The sequence below is a fragment of the Cellulomonas sp. McL0617 genome, from assembly GCF_049994875.1.
Taxonomy (GTDB): domain Bacteria; phylum Actinomycetota; class Actinomycetes; order Actinomycetales; family Cellulomonadaceae; genus Cellulomonas.
The window spans coordinates 4,014,430-4,031,955 of the sequence record NZ_CP188256.1 but is presented as its reverse complement, the minus strand read 5'-3'; the positions used below and the strand labels follow the sequence as shown (position 1 = coordinate 4,031,955).

Here is a 17,526-nt window from a genome sequence, read left to right as displayed (position 1 = left end):
GCGGCCTACCATCCTGACCATGGACGCGACGGTCCCGTGGCTGACGGACGAGCAGCTGAGCGCGTGGAAGAAGCTCGTCGCCGTCGTCGAGCTGCTGCCCGGGACGCTCGAGACCCAGCTCCGGCGCGACTCGGACCTGCGCCACTTCGAGTACTTCGTCCTCGCCATGCTCTCCGAGGCGCCCGAGCACACGCTGCGCATGACCGGCCTGGCGGCCGTGACCAGCTCGACGCTCGCGCGGCTCTCCCACGTGGTCGCACGTCTCGAGGGCAGGGGCCTGGTGCGCCGCGCGCCGTGCCCGCAGGACGGACGCGCGACGAACGCCATCCTCACGGAGGCCGGGCTCGCGGCGGTGACGGAGGCGGCGCCCGGTCACGTCGCTACCGTCCGGCGGCACGTGATCGACCGGCTGACGGCCACCGACATCGCCGACCTCGACCGCGTGCTGGGGCGGATCCTCGGCGGCCTCGACCCGGCCGACGCGATGCGTCTTCGCGGCTGACCAGGGCCCGACCGGCCCGACCGGCCCGACCCCGAGTAGCGGCGACGATCAACCGGGTGCGAGCGGTCGCGGCAGCAGGTTCGGTCAGGGCGTCTCGGCCGCATGGAGTGCGTTGTCCGAGGTCAGCAGGACCACGTTCCCGTCCGGGTCGTCCACCATCGCGGCATACGGCCCGAACGTCTGCTCCGGCGCCAGCCGCCCGTGGTAGCCGGCCGCGGTCAGCTCCGCGTACTTCGCGTCGACGGCGGCGTCGTCGCCCAGGTAGAACTCGAACAGCGACCCGTAGCCTGCGCCCGTCCGCATGGTGTGGTCGGCGTCGTAGCGGACCGCGAAGACGGTGTCGAAGAAGATCGTCACGCCGCTGCCCATGCGGTGCAGCACGAACGGCTTCGCGTCCTGTTCGGCCGGGATGTCGAGCCCGAGCATCCGATAGAACCGCAGCGCCGCGGGCATGTCGCGCACGATCACGCCGAGCATGCTCAGCTGGATCTCCATGTCAGGCCTCCACGGCGAAGACGATGGCCCCGATCGAGACGAACAGCCCGCGGGGTGGGCCGACGTTCGCACGGCTGGCGGGCCCCAGCGCTACGGGAGCGTGGTCGGTGTGCACTGCGTGTCGGTCCATACGGCCTGCCTACCAGCACCCGCCCCGTGCGCGCACCCGTCGACGGCACCGGGTAGCGTGAGCGCGGGCGGAGGTGCGGGGGACCGGTGAGCGTGAGTCGACGGCCGCTGCTGGTGGCGCCCCTGGTGGCCGGTGCGCTCGCGGCGCTGCTCTACAGCAACTTCCTCCTCGACTGGGTGCTGCGCGGGTTCCACGGCATGTCCGCCGTGGTCAGCGAGCTGGAGGCGCCCGGCGAGGCCAACGCCACCCTGCTGCGGGTCACCGACGTCGTCTGCGCCGCGCTGGTCGTCGCGCTGCTGCCCGCGGTCCGGCGACGGCTGCCTCCGGGCATCTGGCGGGAGGCGTTCGTCGTCGCGACGATCGTCTTCGCGCTCGGTGCGTCGCTCGCCGCGGTCATCGCCTCCCCCTGCGGTCCGGGCACCGTCTGCGACGTGCCGGACGCCGGGCTCCTGACGGGCGTGCACGACGGCAGCAGCATCGTCTCGGACACCGCCCTGTTCCTCGGCGCTGCGGCGGTCTGGCTCGCCGTCCGCACCACAGGACCCGCCTGGTTCCGGCGCGTCGCCTGGTGGGTGGTGTGGCTCGGCGGGGTCGTGGCCAGCGCTGTGTTCGGCTGGTACCAGAGCACCGACGACCCCGCGTGGGCCGTGGGGGTCAGCCAGCGGGCGCACATCCTGAGCATCAGCGTGTGGATCTTCTGCCTCGGCCTGTTCGCGGCGCACCGGATCGAGCCGGCGTCGTGACCGAGCACCGGGAGTACCTCGGCGAGGGTCTCGACGAGGCCGACCTCGCACCCACGCCGCTGCAGCAGGTCCGCGACTGGCTCGCGCAGGCCGAGCGGCGCCCCGACGTCGTCGAGCCCACGGCACTCTCGGTGGCCACCGTCGACGCGTCCGGGCAGCCGAACGTGCGCACGGTGCTCATGCGGTTCCTCGACGCGGCCGGCCCGGGGTTCGTCACCGACCTGGGTTCCGCCAAGAGCACCGAGATCGTGGCGACCGGCGGCATCGCGGCCGCGCTGACCTGGCCGTCGATGTACCGGGCGATCCGGTTCCGGGGGACGGCCGTGCCACTGGGTCGCGACGAGATCACCGACTACTTCCGGTCCCGCCCGTGGGGGTCGCGGATCAGCGCCTGGGCGTCCCGGCAGTCCCGCCCGGTCGCCGACCGCGCCGCCCTGGTGGCCGCATTCGAGCGGTACGCGCAGCGCTACCCGGACACCGGCTCACCCGGCGACGTGCCCGTGCCCGACGGCTGGGGCGGCTGGCGGATCGACTGCGCGGAGGTCGAGCTGTGGGCCGGTCGGCGCGACCGCCTCCACGACCGGCTGGTCTACGTGCGCACCGCGCCCGGCGACCTGGCCACCGCGGACGCCTGGACGGTCCACCGTCGGCAGCCCTAGCCCCCGCCGCCGACGTCTCGCACATCCCTGGTCTGCGACGATGGCGAGGTCCACGCCTGCCGCACGACCAAGAGGGCCACGTGATCCGTCCGGACGAGCTCGTCGCTATCCCGCTGTTCGCCGACCTGACGCCGGACCAGCTCGAGTTCCTCTCGCGGTCGGTCGAGGACATCGCGCTGCTGCCGGGCGAGTTCGCCGTGCACGAGGGTGACGAGCGGGCGTTGTTCGTCGTCGTCGAGGGCCTGGTCGAGCTGACCAAGAGCGTCAACGGCGTGGAACGGGTGATCGGTCCGCGCGGGCCCGGCGAGCTGTACGGCGAGGTGCCGGTCATGCTCAGCATGAACATGCCGGCCAGCTGTGCGGCGGTCGAGCCCTCGCGGATCCTGCGGGTGGACGTCGGCACGTTCTTCACGCTCGCCGCGACGGCGCCGCAGGTGGTCGCCGCGGTGGGCGCCCTCGCGCAGGGCCGGATGGAGGGGCTCAAGGAGCTGGCCGCCGAGAAGCCCACGCCGGACATGGTCGTCGTCGGCCCGCTGGTCGATCCGCGGGTGCACGACATCCGCACGTTCCTGCACCGCAACCGGGTCTCGTTCGAGACGGTGAACACCGCGGACCACGCCGAGCCCGTCGTCGAGCTCGCGGACGGTCGCCGCCTCGTCGGTCCGACGATGCGCGAGATCGCGCTCGCGGGTGGCCTGCAGGTCATCCCGGCGCACGACGCGTACGACGTGGTGATCGTCGGCGGCGGACCCACCGGGCTGACGGCCGCGGTCAACGGGGCCGCCGAGGGGCTGCGCACGCTCGTCGTCGAGAAGTTCGCACCCGGCGGGCAGGCGGGCACGTCGACCCGCATCGAGAACTACACGGGCTTCCCGTTCGGGGTGTCCGGCGACGAGCTGGCCGCGAAGGCGCTGCGCCAGGCCAAGCGGCTGGGGGCCGAGATCGTCGTGACCCGCGCCATCGAGGCCATCGATCCGGTCGCCCGCACCCTGACGCTGGACGGTGGTGCGCAGATCGCCGCCAACGTGGTCGTCCTGACGTCGGGCGTGGAGTGGCGGCACGTGCCGATCGAGTCGATCGACCGGTTCGTCGGCAAGGGCGTGTACTACGGCGCCGCGCGCAGCGACTCGGGCCTGGCGCACGGCAAGGACGTCGTCATCATCGGCGCGGGGAACTCGGCCGGTCAGGCCGCGATGTTCTTCTCCCGGTACGCGGGCTCGGTGACTCTGGTGGTGCGTGGGGAGTCGCTCGAGGCGAGCATGTCGACCTACCTGATCGAGCAGATCGGCGCCAACCGCCGCATCACGGTGCAGACGAGGTCCGAGGTGGTCGCTCTGCACGGGCAGGACGCGCTCGAGAAGATCGGCGTGGCCGACCGGCGCACCGGCCTCGTGGACACCCGTGAGATCGAGGTCCTGTTCGTGATGATCGGCGCGGACGCGGTCACCGGCTGGCTGCCCGACGAGGTCGAGCGCGACGAGAACGGCTACATCCTCACGGGCGCCGACGCCCGCGGAACCGGTCGGTGGACCCAGCCGCGCGACCCGCTCGCGCTCGAGACGACCGTGCCCGGCATCTTCGCGGCAGGCGACGTGCGGTCCGGGTCGGTCAAGCGCGTGGCCGCGGGCGTGGGCGAGGGCGGGATGGCCATCGCGTACGTCCACCAGTTCCTCGCGCTCTCGGTCCCGAACTAGCATCACCGGGTGGCGACGGACTCCCGGCACCTGGCGGTGCGCATCGACCGACCCGTGGCGGCGGTGTACGCGTTCGCCTCGGACGTGGCCAACCTGCCCCGGTGGGCGCCGGGGCTGGGCAGCGCCGTCGTGCAGGAGGACGACGCCTGGTTCGTCGTCACGGCCGAGGGCCGGGTACGGGTCGAGATGGCGCCGCGGAACCCGTTCGGCGTGCTCGACCACGTGGTGACGCTGCCCTCGGGCCAGACGGTGCACGTGCCGCTGCGGGCGCTCGCGGACGGCGACCGCTGCGAGGTCGTCTTCACGCTGCGTCGCGAGCCCGGGATGAGCGATGCGGACCTCGACCGCGACCAGGCGCTCGTCGTCGCCGACCTGGAACGGCTCAAGCGCGTCCTGGAGACGGTGACGGTCGCTGCGGACGACCCGCAGCGACCGGACGTGCTCGCGCTGCTCGAGGAGCACCTGACCGACATGTTCGCCACCTCTCCGGCGGAGTCGGTGCACGCCCTGGACCCGGGCGCGCTGACCGCGCCCGGCATCTCGTTCTGGACGGCTCGCGACGAGACGGGAGCGCTGCTCGGCTGCGTCGCGCTCACGGAGCTGGCAGCGCTGGACGGCGAGCTCAAGTCGATGCGCACCAGCCCGGACGCGCGCGGCCGGGGCGTGGGCGCGGCGATGCTGGCCCACGTGCTGACCGAGGCCACCGGCCGCGGCTACCGGACGGTGCACCTGGAGACGGGCACCGAGGACTACTTCGCGCCGGCGCGCAGGCTGTACGAGCGCGCGGGGTTCGAGCCCTGCGGGCCGTTCGCCGACTACCGGCTCGACCCGAACAGCGTCTTCTACCGGCTGGGCCTGGCAGACGGCGTGACGCCTCCAGCCGACGACCCGAACGACCGATAGCCCAGTGGTGCACCTGGCTCCCGACGACCTCCCGCGATCCGCCAGCGGGCGCGTGCCGCAGTGGGTGGTCGACGAACGGACGGCGCCGCCGACGCCCCCCACGCCACCGACCCGTCGACGTGGCCGGGGCCGGTGGGCCGCGCTCGTCGTCGTGATCCTGGTCGGGATCTGGCTGTGGAGCGAGGGCACCGCACCGTTGGTATCCGTCCTGGACCAGGCGTCCGCCGCCCTGCACGGCCCGTTGGTCGTGCCGCCGCCGAGCGCCGCGGCCGTCGCGCTCGCGGACGCCGCGCACTTCTCGGACGAAGGCCGACGGATCTTCTACGCGACGCGACCCCAGGTTCTCGACGAAGCCGCGTTCGCCGGGCGGTGCGACGACGTCGGCTCGGCCCACGCGCTCGCTGCGAGCGGCTTCGTCGGGTGCTACCTGCCCGGCACTGACTCGATCGTCGTGTACCAGCCGGCCGACCCGCGGATCGCCGGGCAGGCCGTGACCACGGCGGCGCACGAGACGCTGCACGCGGCGTGGGAGCGCCTCTCGCCGGCGGAGCAGAAGGACCTGACGCCTCTGCTGGAGGCGGCCGCCACGGCCGTCCCCGCGAAGGACGAGATCCATGCCCAGATCGCCGGCTCGGTCGGGACGCACCCGGAGAGCCGGCCCACCGAGCTGTTCGCCTACCTGGGCACCCAGGTGGCGGGCCTCGACCCGCGCCTCGAGCAGGTGTACGCGCGTTACTTCACCGACCGCGCGGCGCTCGTCGGCGTGTACACGGCCGTGCACGGGGGGATCGTGCGCATGGCCGCAGAGATCACGGCCGCGAACACGGCGCTGCTGGCGTCGGAGACGGCGAACGCACAGGCACGGGCGCAGCTGACGGCGGACACCGAGTCGCGCGACGCCTACCGGAAGCTCTACGAGTCCAAGGCCGCCGAGGTGGCCGCCATGTCCCCGGGCGAGCGGTCGCGGCTGCGGCTCTCGTGGGTCTGGTGGGACGGGACGGACCTGCCGATGGCGGCGGCCGACAAGACGCTCGCGACGGCCGCCGGCCTGCTCGCGCGCGACGACGCCGCACTGTCCGCGCGGGACGCCACGATCACGGCGGCCGAGTCGGCGGCCGCGACCGAGCAGGCACGCGTCCAGGGGCTCGTCGACGACCTGACGGCGCTGAACGAGCAGATGGACGCCTCGGCCTGACCCGGCCTTGACCCGAGACCCCGGTGTGCCGGACCGTACGGGCATGGCGAAGGACTCGGCGCGGGGCGCCGGCGGTGGTGTCGTGTACGGCTTCGGCTTCATCGGGGCCGCCGTCTACTACTTCCAGCAGGCCGACACCTTCTGGTTGTTCGCGCTCGCGATCCCGAAGGCGCTCATCTGGCCGGGCGTGCTCGTCTACGAGCTGCTCAAGAGCGTCTACGGCGGTTGACGGTCAGCCGCGCAGGGGTCGGCCGCGTGCGTCCCGGGAGAACCGGCCGCGGCGCACGGACAGGTAGATCAGCCCCTCGAGGAACCCGACGGCGCACACGATGATCGCCGCCAGGCCGAAGGTCATGAACCCGCCGACGACGAAGATCGCGAGCATGGCCAGGCCGCGCTTCCAGTAGCCCAGGTACATCCGGTGCAGGCCGAGGCCGCCCAGGAACACCCCGAGCAGCCCGGCGGTCACGCGGGACCGGATCCACGTCTGCGGCGGTGGCGGGGCGGCGGTCGCCCGGACGGGTGCGTCCTGGACGTCCGGCACCCGACCGAGCGGGTAGCGCACGGTGGCCGCGAGGAGCGGGATCTCGTGGGTCGCCGGTCTCGGCGGCATGCGCGTGACGACGGGACGCTCGAACCAGTCGTCGATGCTCGAGGGGCTGTCGATCAGGTCGGTCACGGGTGCTCCCGTGGGTCGCGAGGGCGGGTTCCTAGAGCGTAAACCCGTCGTCCTGTCGGTGCTGCTGCCTAACCTGACCGTATGAGCGACGCGAGCTTCGAGGACGTCGACCTGACGGGCGCCCGGTTCTCGATGGTGAACCTGACCGGCGCCACGTTCCGGTCGGTCGGGTTCCACGGCGTCGTCATGCGCGACGTCGAGTTCTCGGGCACGACGATCGAGGGCGAGATCGAGGGCCTGGTCATCAACGGCGTCGACGTCGGACCGCTCGTCGACGCCGAGCTGGACCGCCGCTACCCCGAGCGACCCCTGTTCCGGCCGACCACCGCCGACGGCTTCCGTGAGGCGTGGGTCGTCAACGAACGCCTCTGGTCCGCGACCGTGGACCGGGCGCGACGCCTGCCGGCCGAGCGCCTGCACGAGTCGGTGGACGAGGAGTGGTCGTTCATCCAGACGCTGCGTCACCTCGCCTTCGCGTCGGAGTCCTGGGTGGGGCGGGCGGTCCTGGGCGACCCCAGCCCGTGGCACCCGATGTCGTTGCCCTGGGACCAGATGGCACCGCGCCCGGGCGTGCCGCACGACCGAGACGCGCGCCCGACCCTCGACGACGTGCTCGCGCTCCGGCTGGCGGCGATGACCCTGGTGCGCGGCGTCGTCGACGGCCTGACCGACGAGCGCCTCGACGTCGTCGGCGACCCGCTGGTCGGACCCGGTTGGCCCGACGAGGGCGACACCTTCACCGCCCGGGCGTGCCTTCGTGTGGTGCTCAACGAGGAGTGGTGGCACCGCCGCTACGCCGAGCGTGACCTGTCCGTGCTCGAGGAGCGCGGCTGACCCCGCGACATCCGGGCAAATCGCGCCACCGGCGGCGAATCCCCCGCTACTGTCGGCCCAGGTCCCGGTGCCGTGACCTGCAGGTCTACGTCGTGCGAGAGGGAGGGCTCCCGTGGACGCCCAGAACACGAAGCGGTTCGGCGTGATCGTGCTCGCCGCGAGCCTGCTGCTCACGGCGGCGTGCAGCGGCGGCGGCAACGCGTCGCCGCAGTCGCAGCTGGCCATCGCCCAGGCCAACCTGACCAAGGCCCAGGACTCCCTCGATACCGCCAACAAGGCCGCCGCGGACGCGTCGGCAGCGTTCTGCACCTCGGCGGCGTCGTACATCACGGCGCTCGACCGTTACGGCGACCTGATCAACCAGTCGGCGGTCACCGTGGGTGACGTCGCGACGGGTGGCGCCGACCTCGAGAAGCCCAGCCAGGCGACCCAGGACGCTGCGAAGGACGTGGTGAGCACGCGCGACGACGTCGCGAAGGCCCAGCAGGACGTCGCCGATGCGGAGGCAGCCGTGGCCGCGGCCCAGGCCTCGGCGTCGGGGACCGAGCCGCCGGCGGTGGTCGAGACGCCGACCCCGACTCCCACGCCGCTGATCCCCACGGCGACCGTGGACCGGGTCAAGCAGGCGGAGGCCGACTTCGCGTCGACCAAGGAGGGCATCAGCGACGACACCCCGCTGCGTGAGGCGTCGGAGCAGTTCAACTCGGCGGTCGTCGCCCTGCAGGTGGCGTGGATCCAGCTGTTCGCGCAGTCCGGCTGCCTGTCCGACGAGCGGCAGGCCCAGGCGTCCGACGTGATCCGCAGCTACACGCTCGCCCTGCAGCAGCAGCTGACGGACGCCGGCTACTACACGGGCCCGATCGACGGCATCTACGGTCCGCTGACCGTCGCCGCGGTCGTCGCCCTGCAGGCGGCGAACGATCTCCCGCAGACGGGCACCGTCGACAGGGCGACGGCCGACGCGCTGGAGGCGACGCTCACCGCCAAGGGCGCGGCCACGGCACAGGCGACGATGCTCACGACCGCCGCGCTGCAGCAGACGCTCAAGCTCGCCGGGTACTGGGACGGCCCGGTGGACGGTCAGTGGTCGGACGCGCTCACGGCCGCCGTCGCGTCGGCGCAGACCAACCTCGGCGTGCCGGCCACGGGCGTGGTCGACTCCGCGACGATCGAGGCGTTCCAGAAGGCGCTGGCCGCGGTGCTCGAACCGGCACCGGCGCCCTCGTCGACGGACTGACCCTCAGAGCGTCCGGACCATCTCGATCTCCGGACCGATCGCGCCGGTGAGCTCGACGCCCGAGCGGGCGAAGCCGGCGCGACGGTACGCGCCCTGAGCCCGCGGGTTGTCGCGGTGCACGTCGAGCGTGAGCGTGGTGAACCCGTGCTCACGGCACCAGTCCACGGCGGCGTCGAGAAGGTCGTCGATCACCCCGGCGCCGCGATGCGACGGGCGCACGTAGACGCCGACCAGCAGCGTCCGGTTGCGCTCGATCAGCCGCCCGTGGTGATCCTGCGTGCCGGCGCGCTGAACCAGCACCGTCACCGTCCCCACCCAGGCGTCACCGTCGACCGCGACGAGCTGGGCGGCGTGGTCTCCCTGCGCGGAGCCGGCGGCGCGTGCCTGCCAGTGGTCGTCGGGCGACGCGGAGGCGTTCTCGTACGTGTCGAGGAAGGCGAGGTGCGCGTCCGGGTCCCGGAGCGCGTCGAGCCGCAGCCCGCGCACCAGCGGCCACTCGTCGGCCCGCACCCGCCGGACGGTCGCGGTCACCGGACCACGTCGTAGCACAGGTGCGCCGCGTTGCGCGTCACGACGGTCGCAGCCTCGTCGAGACGGAGCTGGACCCGGGGACCGTCGAACAAGGGCGTGCCGGCGCCGAGGATCAGCGGCGCGACGTGCAGCTGCACCCGGTCGGCGAGCCCCTTGCGCAGCGCCTGGCCGCCCACCGACCCGCCGCCCATGATGACGACCGGCCTCTCGCCGGCCGCCGCGCGGGCCTGGTCGATCGCGTCGCGCAGCCCGGTGGTGACGATCGTCATGCGATCGGTGAGCCGCACGTGCTCGGGTGCCGTGTGGGTCACGACGAAGCACGGCGGCGGGGCGGCTGCGTCGCCCTGGTCGGCGCCGTAGTGCCGTTCGTCGCTCCACCCGTTCGGCCCGTCCACCACGTCGAACGTGTTCCGGCCCATCACGACGGCGCCCGTCGCGGCGGTACCCGCGGCCAGGAGCCGCAGGTCCTCGGGCGTGCGATTGCCGATGGCCCAGGCGTGCAGGGCCAGGCCGTCGTCGCCCAGGCCGTTGTCGGGCCCGGCGTTCGGCGCCGTGACGAAGCCGTCGAGCGAGATGGTGATGTCGAGGATGACGGGCATGCGAACGACGCTAGCCGTCGAGCATCGACCGTGCCGCGCGGATCCGGCGCGCGGGGTCCATGAGCACGGCGACGTCGTCGACCCACTGCTCGACCGTCCCCACCCCCACGGGCAGGGCGCGCACGGCGTCGTCGACGATGCCGCCGGCCACCGCCTCCGGAACGAGTCCGATGCCGCGTGAGCCGCGCTCGAAGAACGGGACGACGGCGGTGTCGACGACGGGGAGCCCGACGTCCCGCTGGACGGCGAGCAGGATCCCGGCGGCGGCGCCCAGGGCGTCCTCGCGCACCGCCCATCCGGAGCCGGCGAGCGCCCGGAGCAGCTGCTCGTGGGCGCGGCCGGCGTGCGAGAGCTCCGTGAACCCGCGGCCGAACCACTTGGCGTACGGCGGCCACCGGCGTTCGAGCAGGTAGCCGAGGTGCGCGAGGACCCGCACGAGCCGCGCCGTGACGAGCCGCGAGCCCAGGTCGTCGCCCGACGCGCCGGTCCGGGCGACGAACGGCAGCTCGTCGCGGACCCGCACCCAGTCGGTCGCGACGGCGTACCGCCAGACGTCGTCGGGGAGCCACCGAAGCCGGCCGCGGACCGCGGTCAGCCGACCGTCGGAGTCCGCGAAGACGGGCCCGGCGGTGACCTCCAGGGCGGCCTGACCGGTCAGGGAGAGCCACTCGTCGAGGCTGGGCGGCTCCGACGCGGCGAAGCCTAGGCGGCCTCGCGCGAACTCCTCGACGCTGTTGACGGCGACGCCGTGGCGCGCCGACGGGTCCCAGGTCGTGGCGAACCGCGTCGGGTGACCGGCAAAGGTCTCGGGCAGCTCGCGGGCCAGGTGCTCGTCCACGGGCACGACGAGCGACGGCTCGACCAGCAGGTCGAGCCGCAGGCCCCAGTCGTGGTCGCGGGAGACCTCGTCGTCGTACCCGAGCACGTCGGACCCACCGCCGAGCCGCGCCGCCGCGTGCGGCAGGCCGGGCCACCGCTTCTCGACGAGGGGTCGAACCACCTGTCCGTAGTACGCGCGCGCCAGGTCGGCGCCGCGGTCAGCCACCGTGCAGGACCTCGTCGGCGAACCGCACGGACCGCTCGCGCAGGCCCTCGATGCGCCGCAGGACCAGCCCGTCGGGATCGTCGCCTGCCTCCACGATCCGCGGGATGCGCCGCACGTTGCGCGAGCAGCCGAACGTCGTGTGGATGAGCGTGCCGACCGTGTCGCCGTTGCGGCCGGACGCGCCGGCGCGGCGGGCGACGTAGAGCGAGACCTCGTCCGTGGCGTAGACGTCCTCGCACCACGCGCACACCGCCCGTCGGCGTCCGGCGGTGTCCTCGGGTGCGCGCAGGGCGATGCCGACGGGGGCGTCGCCGACGGTCAGGACCACGTATGCGCGCAGGGGTGCCTTGCTGTCGATCCAGCCGTAGTAGTCGAGGCGGTCCCAGCGGGTCTCGTCGAGGTCGGCGGGCAGCGTCACCTTGGACGCCTCGCCGCGCGAGCAGTTGACGAACGACGCGCGGATCTGGGCTTCGGTCAGGGGCAGCATGTCGTCGTCGATGATGCGCCGGGGCCGTCCACGTGTCCAACCCAATGCGTCACCAGGCCGCGCGGTCCGATCCGAGCGACCGGGCCGGCCGGTCCGTCTCCCAGCGCACGCCGTCGATCGCGACCGGAGCGACGAGACGCCTGGCCGGGCCCCACGACGTGTGCTCGACGGCCGGTGCGACGTCCTGCGGACGTTCGGGCTCGAGCGACCCGTCTGCCGGCGGACCGGTGAGCAGCGCGGCCGTCCGCGCCAGCGAGAGGCGGGCGGACGCCCCTTCGCCGGTCGCGAGCCTGCGCGCCACGCCCTGCAACGCGGCGAACGCCAGGAGGTAGCCGGTGCCGTGGTCGAGCGCCTGCACCGGCAGCGGGGTCGGCGAGTCGTGGCCGTAGTGCCGCATGCCCGCGTCCGCGATGCCGGTGCTCATCTGCACGAGGCTGTCGAAGCCGCGGCGACCGCGCCACGGGCCGGTCCACCCGTACGCGTCGAGGCTGACGTCGACGAGTCCCGGGCTCAGCTGCCATCGGGCGTCCGCGCCGAGTCCCAGCCCGTCGAGGGCGCCCGGCCGGTAGCCGTGCACGAGGACGTCGGCGCCGGTCAGCAGCTCGGCGAGCGGCTCGGTGGTCAGGTCGAGCCGGGCGGTGCGCTTGCCGAGCATCACCTCGGGGATGACGCCGGGCTCGTCCCACCAGGGCGGGTCGATGCGGAGCACGTCGGCACCGAGCAGCGCGAGGAACCTCGTGGCGACCGGTCCGGCCAGCACACGCGTCAGGTCGAGCACGCGCAGCCCCGCCAGCGGTCGGGCGGGCGCGAGGGCGAGGTCCAGCGGCGCCGCGCCCGAGGTGGTCCAGTCGATCAGCGGCTCGCCGAGCACGCTGCTCCCGGCCGGCCCGGCGGCCCAGTCGGCGGCGGTCCGCATGACCGCGGCGCACCCGCCGGCCGCGACGACGGCGTCCTCGAGCGCGTCGCCGGCCCACCCCGCGACCGCGTCGGCGACGGCCTCCCGGGTGCCCGCGACCCCGAGCACTCGGAGGGCGGCGTCGCGGTGCACGGGCGCGTTCGTGTGCAGCCGGATCCAGCCGTCGGCGGTGCGGTAGTCGCCCGCGACCGGGTCCCACGGGGGCGGCGGGGCCCAGCCGTCGGGCCGGATCGACATCCCGAACCACATCGACGCCAGCCGCCGGTCCACGTGGACGTCGGCGATCCCCAGGAGGTCGGCCACGGCGAGACCCGCGGCGCCGACCGTCGCGACGGCGAGCTCGGTGACGGCGAACGCCGAGGGCAGGTCGCCGTGCCCGTCGACCGTCAGGGACGCGGAGGCCGGATGCAGGCCGGCCGCCAGGATCTGGTCGAGCATCCCTCCACTGTAGGAGGCAACCGACGGGTTGCGGTTGACGGTACCCATGTGCAACTCTGGAATTGCACAACCGTCCGCACCCGAAGGGAACGACCCATGAGCCAGCCCGCCGCCGTCATCGACACCGAGAACTACACGGTCACGCGTTCCGTGCACATCAAGGCGACCCCGGACCGCGTCTGGGCCGCGATCACGCGCGGGGACCTGATCACGCAGTGGCTGGGCAACAAGGCGGAGCTGCCCGACCTGCGCGTCGGCGGCGAGGGCGTGTTCGGGTTCGAGGGCTACGGCGAGTTCCCCGTCCGGATCGACGAGGTCGACGAGCCCGCGGTCTTCGCGTTCACCTGGGGCACCCCCGGCCAGCCGCTCGCCGCGGACAACTCCACGCAGGTGCGGTTCACGCTGGTCCCCGACGGCGATGCGACCATCCTGTCCGTCGTCGAGTCGGGCTTCGGCCTGCTCAGCCGCGACCCGGTGGTCGCGATGAGCTCCAACCGGGAGGGGTGGACGTCCGAGCTCGACGAGCTGGTCGACTACCTCGAGGGTGCGGCGTGAGCACCGCGCTGGTCCCGGTGTTCGCGGCGCTGGCCGACGACACGCGCTGGGCCATCCTCACCGAGCTCGGCCGGGCCGACCTGTCCGCTTCCGCCCTGGCCACGATGGTGCCGGTCACCCGCCAGGCCATCGCCAAGCACCTCACCGTGCTCGCCGACGCCGGTCTGGTGGAGCCCGTGCGCGTCGGCCGCGAGATCCGCTACCGCGCGCTGGGCTCTCGCCTGAACCAGACCGCCCGCGCGCTGGACGCCATCGGTGCCCAGTGGGACCGTCGGCTCTCCGAGATCGCCCGGATCGCCGAGTCGATGGCGGCCGACTGACGACGACGTTCAGCCCGCGTCCGCCGTCACCTCGGCGATCACGTGCCGTGCGTTCGCAGCGAGGACCGGATTGGTGTCGCGGTAGTACGGGAGCTGGACCAGGGCCTGCGCCAGCGCCCGTGCCCGCCCACGCTTCCAGTCCACGTCGTCCACGCCGAGCTCGTCACGGAACACCGCCCGGGCCCGCGTCGGAAGCAGGTTCCACGCGATGCCGAGGTCGAGCGTGGGATCGCCGACGCCGATGCCGGCGAAGTCGATCAGGCCGGTCAACCGGTCGTCGACGAGCAGGAGGTTGCCCGGGGCGATGTCGCCGTGCACCCACGTGCGCTCGCCGGTCCACTCGGCGGTGGCGAGCGCGTCCTGCCAGATCTCGGTGACCAACGCGGCGTCCAGGTCGTCGACGAGTGCGGCGATGTCGCGACGCACCTGCACGTCCCGGTCGGCGAGCGGTCCGGCCTTCTGCGCACCGCCGGTCAGAGGGATCGCGCGCACCTCGCGCACCAGCCCGGCGACGTCTCGCGCCAGCCCGACCGGGTCCGCCAGCTCGCCGAGCACGGGGTTGCGGCCGGGCACCCAGGTGAGCACGGACCACGTCCACGGGTACCCGAGCCCGGGCGACCCGACGGCCAGCAGCCGCGGGATGATCACCGACAGGTCGAGGCGCGGCAGCCACTGCGCCTCGTGGTCGACGCCGCCCGCGGCCCAGTGGATGCGTGGCATCCGCACGACCATCTCCTCGCCCAGGCGGAACATCGCGTTGTCCGTGCCGCTCGACGGGACCCTGCCGACCGGCATGCCGGACCAGTGCGGCAGCTGGTCGGCGACCAGCCGTCGCACCAGCTCGGCGGGGATCTCCAGCTCGTCGGCATGCATGCGCACCGGCCGAGTCGAGCAGCAACGGGGTCCGGCTGCCAACAGGATTCCGCCGCGCCGAGCCCGACCGAGGGGCCGTCGATAGCCTGACGTGGTGCGAACGATGGGCGGCATCCGGTTCACCGAGTCGTCCGACGAGCAGGACGCCCGGGCGGCGCTCATCGACGCGGAGCGTCGCCGGATCGACACCGACCCGGCCGCGGAGCTGGCCGATCTGGCGGCCATCTACGAGGGGAAGGGTCTGGAACCCGCCGTGGCTCGGCGCGTCGCCGAGGACCTCACGGCGCGGGACGCCCTCGCCGCGCAGCTCGATGCCGAGTACCGGCTGGACGCGATGACTGCGGAGCAGAGCCCCTGGCGTGCGGCGGCCCGGGCGGGTGGCGGGTTCGCGCTCGGCGCCTCGCTGCGAGCCTGTGCGGCGGGCGGTGCTGCGAACGGTCGGCATCGGGCTGGTCACCATGCTCATCACGATCGCGCTCGGCAGCCTCCTGGACCTGAGCGCGGCAGAGGTCGACCTGGGCATCGACCTGTGATCTGCCTCCCGGACGCGTGTGGCTGTGTGAAGGACTCGGCACCGGCGACCCCTGTGCGCCACGCGTCGGCGCGAGCCGGCGCCCGCTCGCGCTCGACAGCGGACGCGGCGATCCTGGCGCGATGGACTTCGTGATCACCGGCGAGATCTGGCCCTGGCGCGGTCCGGCGCCGTTCCACTTCGTGACGGTGCCCGCGCCCGAGGCCGCGAGCATCAAGGCGGTCTCGTCGGCGGTGACCTATGGCTGGGGCATGATCCCGGTGCGTGTCGGCATCGGTGGCACGTCGTGGGAGACCGCGCTGTGGCCCAAGGACGGCCTGTACGTGGTGCCGCTCAAGGACTGGGTGCGCAAGGCCGAGGACCTGGAGCTGGGCGACACCGTCACGGTGCGTCTGACGGTGCTGCCCCCGCGCTGAAGGCGGCCGTCCAGAAGTCCACGAACACCGGCGTGGGCTGCGGGGACGTCCACGCGTCGGTCGTCAGCAGGATCGCGATCGTGTCGGTGACGGGGTCCGTCCACCAGGTGGCACCCAGGCCCCCGTCCCACCCGTAGCTGCCGGCGTGCCGGCCGTCCGGACGGTCTGCGACCGTGACCCCGAGCCCGAGCCCCCATCCCTCGACCCCGTCCGGGTCGTGCGGGCCGACGGCCGGCGCGACGAGCAGGGTCAGAGCCTCGGGCGGGAGGAGCGCGCCGTCGCGCAGGCCGGTCGCGAACGCGTGCAGGTCCGCGACGGTCGAGACCAGCCCACCGGCGGCGTCGGGGAAGGCGCCCGGCCGCGACCACTGCCCCTCGGGCTGGTCGTACACCTGGTCGCCCATCCACACCGGCCCGAGCCGGCCCAGCTGGTCGGCCGGCACGTGGAACCCCGTGTCCCGCATGCCGAGCGGCCGGGTCACGCGCGAGGCCAGCAGGTCCGGCAGCGACTGCCCGGTCGCTCGTGCGACGAGCACCCCGAGCACCTGCGCGCCAGTGTTGTACAGCCACTGCGTACCAGGCTGTACAGAGAGCGGGACGCCACCCACCACCCGCATCCACTCGTCCGGCCCCGGCCCGTGCTGCGGCGCCGGGGGGCCGACCGCCAGACCGCGGTCGACGAGCGCGCCCAGCACGGTGCCTGGGAACTGCCCGGCGAAGTCCATGCCCAGCCCGAGCCGGAACTCGAGCACGTCGCGGACGGTGATGGGCCGGTCGGCGGGGACGGTGTCGTTCAGCGGAGCGTCGGGCGTGCGCAGCACCCGGCGCTCCGCTAGCTCGGGCAGCAGGTGGTCCACCGGGTCGTCGAGCACCAGCGTCCCGTCGTCGACCAGCGTCATCGCGAGCGCCGCGATGACCGGCTTGGTCACCGACGAGATCCGGAAGAGCGCGTCCGGGCCCGACGACCCGGCCGACCCCGTGGCGACCGCCCCCGCGCGGTCGACCAACCACGCCGCCCCGTGCACCCCGTCGCCGATGTGACCCTCGACCGCAGCCCGCACCCCATCCATCCCACCAGCGTGCCGGAACCCTCCGACATCGGCCCGAACGCGGCCACACCGACCTTTCGCAGTGCGACTGGGCGCGCGCCTGCTCGGCCCGGTGCTGCAGCGGTTCCCAGCCCGGTAGCGTCGCGGCAGGCGAACGAGGACGAAGGGACGCGGGTGCTGAGTCAGGCGATCGGCTCGGTGCTCGCGCTCGCGATGGCGGTCGCCCTGAGCCCGTTCCCGGTGATCGGCGTCGTCCTGATCCTGTCGGGCACGCACGGGCGGAGGAACGGGCCGCTCTTCGCCTGGATGGCGTCGCTGCAGGACGCGTCGCCCGGCCGCGCAGTCGTCCTGGGTCTGCTGCTGTCCGGCGGCAACCCGAAGAACGCCGTGCTGACCGCGGCCGCGGTGACGGCCGCGATCGAGACCGGGGTGCACGGCGCCGAGCTGGCGGCCGCCGTCGCGGTGTTCGTCGTGCTCGGGTCGAGCACCGTCCTGGGCGCCGTGGTGGCCAGCCTGCTCGGGGGCCCTGGCGCGGCCGCGACGCTCGAGCGCGTGCGCGTGTTCATGGTCGCCCACAGCGCGGCGATCATGGTGTTCGTCCTGCTGGTCCTCGGTGCCAGCGTGCTGGGCGGCGGCCTCGACGGGCTGGGTCGCTGAGGGGCCGGTGCGCGGCAACCTGTGGACGCGGTGACATG

Annotated in this window: 23 protein-coding genes and 2 pseudogenes; 15 read left to right on the top strand and 10 right to left on the bottom strand. The window is 73.6% G+C overall.

Features of this window, described 5'->3' with window-relative positions:
- Positions 1 to 19 precede the first annotated feature (19 nt).
- The gene (locus tag ACPPVS_RS18620; protein WP_426593771.1) at positions 20 to 502 is read left to right on the top strand and encodes a MarR family winged helix-turn-helix transcriptional regulator; all 483 of its coding nucleotides are present in this window, start codon (positions 20 to 22) and stop codon (positions 500 to 502) included.
- 84 nt (positions 503 to 586) lie between these two features.
- On the opposite strand, the gene ACPPVS_RS18615 is transcribed toward ACPPVS_RS18620, so the two are convergent.
- Positions 587 to 997 (bottom strand): VOC family protein, encoded by a 411-nt coding sequence (locus ACPPVS_RS18615; protein WP_426593770.1) that lies wholly within the window; start codon positions 995 to 997, stop codon positions 587 to 589.
- Between the two features lies 1 nt (position 998).
- Positions 999 to 1,127 (bottom strand): hypothetical protein, encoded by a 129-nt coding sequence (locus ACPPVS_RS18610; RefSeq protein ID WP_426593768.1) that lies wholly within the window; start codon positions 1,125 to 1,127, stop codon positions 999 to 1,001.
- 92 nt (positions 1,128 to 1,219) lie between these two features.
- On the opposite strand from ACPPVS_RS18610, the gene ACPPVS_RS18605 reads away from it, so the two are divergent.
- From ACPPVS_RS18605 to ACPPVS_RS18575, 7 genes and pseudogenes are all read left to right on the top strand, one after another.
- Positions 1,220 to 1,870: a DUF998 domain-containing protein gene (locus ACPPVS_RS18605; protein ID WP_426593767.1), complete on the top strand. Its 651-nt coding sequence runs from the start codon at positions 1,220 to 1,222 to the stop codon at positions 1,868 to 1,870.
- Positions 1,867 to 2,529 carry a pyridoxamine 5'-phosphate oxidase gene (gene pdxH / locus ACPPVS_RS18600; protein WP_426593766.1) on the top strand — a complete coding sequence of 221 codons (663 nt, stop codon included), beginning with the start codon at positions 1,867 to 1,869 and terminating at the stop codon, positions 2,527 to 2,529. The genes ACPPVS_RS18605 and pdxH overlap by 4 nt, the downstream gene beginning before the upstream one ends.
- 80 nt (positions 2,530 to 2,609) lie before the next feature.
- A complete protein-coding gene (locus ACPPVS_RS18595; RefSeq protein WP_426593765.1) occupies positions 2,610 to 4,223 on the top strand; it encodes an FAD-dependent oxidoreductase in 1,614 nt (537 codons plus the stop codon).
- Between the two features lie 9 nt (positions 4,224 to 4,232).
- A pseudogene (locus ACPPVS_RS18590) lies at positions 4,233 to 4,562 on the top strand (SRPBCC family protein); the annotation flags it as partial.
- A gap of 54 nt (positions 4,563 to 4,616) precedes the next feature.
- Positions 4,617 to 5,126 (top strand): GNAT family N-acetyltransferase, encoded by a 510-nt coding sequence (locus ACPPVS_RS18585; RefSeq protein WP_426596029.1) that lies wholly within the window; start codon positions 4,617 to 4,619, stop codon positions 5,124 to 5,126.
- Between the two features lie 4 nt (positions 5,127 to 5,130).
- Positions 5,131 to 6,321, top strand: a complete 1,191-nt coding sequence (locus ACPPVS_RS18580) for a hypothetical protein (RefSeq protein ID WP_426593763.1) — start codon at positions 5,131 to 5,133, stop codon at positions 6,319 to 6,321.
- Between the two features lie 43 nt (positions 6,322 to 6,364).
- Positions 6,365 to 6,550 (top strand): hypothetical protein, encoded by a 186-nt coding sequence (locus tag ACPPVS_RS18575; RefSeq protein ID WP_426593761.1) that lies wholly within the window; start codon positions 6,365 to 6,367, stop codon positions 6,548 to 6,550.
- Positions 6,551 to 6,553: 3 nt separating this feature from the next.
- Here the strand turns inward: ACPPVS_RS18575 and ACPPVS_RS18570 are convergent, their stop codons facing one another.
- On the bottom strand, positions 6,554 to 7,000 hold the full coding sequence (locus tag ACPPVS_RS18570) for an NINE protein (RefSeq protein WP_426593759.1): 447 nt from the start codon (positions 6,998 to 7,000) through the stop codon (positions 6,554 to 6,556).
- Positions 7,001 to 7,081: 81 nt separating this feature from the next.
- Between ACPPVS_RS18570 and ACPPVS_RS18565 the strand changes: the two genes are divergently transcribed.
- Together ACPPVS_RS18565 and ACPPVS_RS18560 are read left to right on the top strand one after the other, a co-directional pair.
- The gene (locus ACPPVS_RS18565; RefSeq protein ID WP_426593757.1) at positions 7,082 to 7,834 is read left to right on the top strand and encodes a DinB family protein; all 753 of its coding nucleotides are present in this window, start codon (positions 7,082 to 7,084) and stop codon (positions 7,832 to 7,834) included.
- A 112-nt stretch (positions 7,835 to 7,946) separates the two neighbouring features.
- On the top strand, positions 7,947 to 9,071 hold the full coding sequence (locus tag ACPPVS_RS18560) for a peptidoglycan-binding domain-containing protein (RefSeq protein ID WP_426593755.1): 1,125 nt from the start codon (positions 7,947 to 7,949) through the stop codon (positions 9,069 to 9,071).
- Positions 9,072 to 9,074: 3 nt separating this feature from the next.
- Here ACPPVS_RS18560 and ACPPVS_RS18555 read toward each other — a convergent pair whose 3' ends face one another.
- The 5 genes from ACPPVS_RS18555 to ACPPVS_RS18535 are packed head-to-tail and all read right to left on the bottom strand — an operon-like array spanning position 9,075 to position 13,087.
- Positions 9,075 to 9,602 (bottom strand): N-acetyltransferase family protein, encoded by a 528-nt coding sequence (locus tag ACPPVS_RS18555; RefSeq protein ID WP_426593753.1) that lies wholly within the window; start codon positions 9,600 to 9,602, stop codon positions 9,075 to 9,077.
- A complete protein-coding gene (locus ACPPVS_RS18550) occupies positions 9,599 to 10,201 on the bottom strand; it encodes a dihydrofolate reductase family protein (protein ID WP_426593751.1) in 603 nt (200 codons plus the stop codon). The genes ACPPVS_RS18555 and ACPPVS_RS18550 overlap by 4 nt, the downstream gene beginning before the upstream one ends.
- Before the next feature lie 10 nt (positions 10,202 to 10,211).
- Complete coding sequence (locus ACPPVS_RS18545; protein ID WP_426593749.1) at positions 10,212 to 11,246, bottom strand: DUF4037 domain-containing protein; 1,035 nt, start codon at positions 11,244 to 11,246, stop codon at positions 10,212 to 10,214.
- A complete protein-coding gene (locus ACPPVS_RS18540; protein ID WP_426593747.1) occupies positions 11,239 to 11,733 on the bottom strand; it encodes an FBP domain-containing protein in 495 nt (164 codons plus the stop codon). The genes ACPPVS_RS18545 and ACPPVS_RS18540 overlap by 8 nt, the downstream gene beginning before the upstream one ends.
- A 49-nt stretch (positions 11,734 to 11,782) precedes the next feature.
- Entirely contained in the window at positions 11,783 to 13,087 is a 1,305-nt protein-coding gene (locus ACPPVS_RS18535) for a CoA transferase (protein WP_426593745.1), read from the bottom strand.
- 96 nt (positions 13,088 to 13,183) lie between these two features.
- On the opposite strand from ACPPVS_RS18535, the gene ACPPVS_RS18530 reads away from it, so the two are divergent.
- Positions 13,184 to 13,642, top strand: a complete 459-nt coding sequence (locus ACPPVS_RS18530) for an SRPBCC domain-containing protein (protein ID WP_426593743.1) — start codon at positions 13,184 to 13,186, stop codon at positions 13,640 to 13,642.
- Positions 13,639 to 13,962: an ArsR/SmtB family transcription factor gene (locus ACPPVS_RS18525; RefSeq protein WP_426593741.1), complete on the top strand. Its 324-nt coding sequence runs from the start codon at positions 13,639 to 13,641 to the stop codon at positions 13,960 to 13,962. Before ACPPVS_RS18530 ends, ACPPVS_RS18525 begins: the two co-directional genes overlap by 4 nt.
- Positions 13,963 to 13,971: 9 nt before the next feature.
- On the opposite strand, the gene ACPPVS_RS18520 is transcribed toward ACPPVS_RS18525, so the two are convergent.
- Positions 13,972 to 14,835, bottom strand: a complete 864-nt coding sequence (locus ACPPVS_RS18520; protein WP_426596027.1) for an aminoglycoside phosphotransferase family protein — start codon at positions 14,833 to 14,835, stop codon at positions 13,972 to 13,974.
- Between the two features lie 103 nt (positions 14,836 to 14,938).
- On the opposite strand from ACPPVS_RS18520, the pseudogene ACPPVS_RS18515 reads away from it, so the two are divergent.
- Both ACPPVS_RS18515 and ACPPVS_RS18510 read left to right on the top strand, forming a co-directional pair.
- Positions 14,939 to 15,181 (top strand): annotated as a pseudogene (locus ACPPVS_RS18515) (VIT1/CCC1 transporter family protein); the annotation flags it as partial.
- A 308-nt stretch (positions 15,182 to 15,489) separates the two neighbouring features.
- A complete protein-coding gene (locus ACPPVS_RS18510) occupies positions 15,490 to 15,783 on the top strand; it encodes a DUF1905 domain-containing protein (RefSeq protein WP_426593739.1) in 294 nt (97 codons plus the stop codon).
- Here ACPPVS_RS18510 and ACPPVS_RS18505 read toward each other — a convergent pair.
- The gene (locus ACPPVS_RS18505; RefSeq protein ID WP_426593737.1) at positions 15,749 to 16,852 is read right to left on the bottom strand and encodes a serine hydrolase domain-containing protein; all 1,104 of its coding nucleotides are present in this window, start codon (positions 16,850 to 16,852) and stop codon (positions 15,749 to 15,751) included. The two genes, ACPPVS_RS18510 and ACPPVS_RS18505, sit on opposite strands and share 35 nt — an antisense overlap.
- A gap of 153 nt (positions 16,853 to 17,005) precedes the next feature.
- Between ACPPVS_RS18505 and ACPPVS_RS18500 the strand changes: the two genes are divergently transcribed.
- A complete protein-coding gene (locus ACPPVS_RS18500; protein ID WP_426593735.1) occupies positions 17,006 to 17,488 on the top strand; it encodes a GAP family protein in 483 nt (160 codons plus the stop codon).
- Positions 17,489 to 17,526 lie beyond the last annotated feature (38 nt).

Bases quoted from the DNA above. Each gene is read 5' to 3' on its own strand.
- ACPPVS_RS18610 (WP_426593768.1), bottom strand. From the start codon at position 1,127: ATGGACCGACACGCAGTGCACACCGACCACGCTCCCGTAGCGCTGGGG.
- ACPPVS_RS18510 (WP_426593739.1), top strand. From the start codon at position 15,490: ATGGACTTCGTGATCACCGGCGAGATCTGGCCCTGGCGCGGTCCGGCG.
- ACPPVS_RS18620 (WP_426593771.1), top strand. From the start codon at position 20: ATGGACGCGACGGTCCCGTGGCTGACGGACGAGCAGCTGAGCGCGTGG.
- ACPPVS_RS18550 (WP_426593751.1), bottom strand. From the start codon at position 10,201: ATGCCCGTCATCCTCGACATCACCATCTCGCTCGACGGCTTCGTCACG.
- ACPPVS_RS18530 (WP_426593743.1), top strand. From the start codon at position 13,184: ATGAGCCAGCCCGCCGCCGTCATCGACACCGAGAACTACACGGTCACG.
- ACPPVS_RS18505 (WP_426593737.1), bottom strand. From the start codon at position 16,852: ATGGATGGGGTGCGGGCTGCGGTCGAGGGTCACATCGGCGACGGGGTG.
- ACPPVS_RS18520 (WP_426596027.1), bottom strand. From the start codon at position 14,835: ATGCATGCCGACGAGCTGGAGATCCCCGCCGAGCTGGTGCGACGGCTG.
- ACPPVS_RS18615 (WP_426593770.1), bottom strand. From the start codon at position 997: ATGGAGATCCAGCTGAGCATGCTCGGCGTGATCGTGCGCGACATGCCC.
- ACPPVS_RS18535 (WP_426593745.1), bottom strand. From the start codon at position 13,087: ATGCTCGACCAGATCCTGGCGGCCGGCCTGCATCCGGCCTCCGCGTCC.
- ACPPVS_RS18575 (WP_426593761.1), top strand. From the start codon at position 6,365: ATGGCGAAGGACTCGGCGCGGGGCGCCGGCGGTGGTGTCGTGTACGGC.
- ACPPVS_RS18540 (WP_426593747.1), bottom strand. From the start codon at position 11,733: ATGCTGCCCCTGACCGAAGCCCAGATCCGCGCGTCGTTCGTCAACTGC.
- ACPPVS_RS18565 (WP_426593757.1), top strand. From the start codon at position 7,082: ATGAGCGACGCGAGCTTCGAGGACGTCGACCTGACGGGCGCCCGGTTC.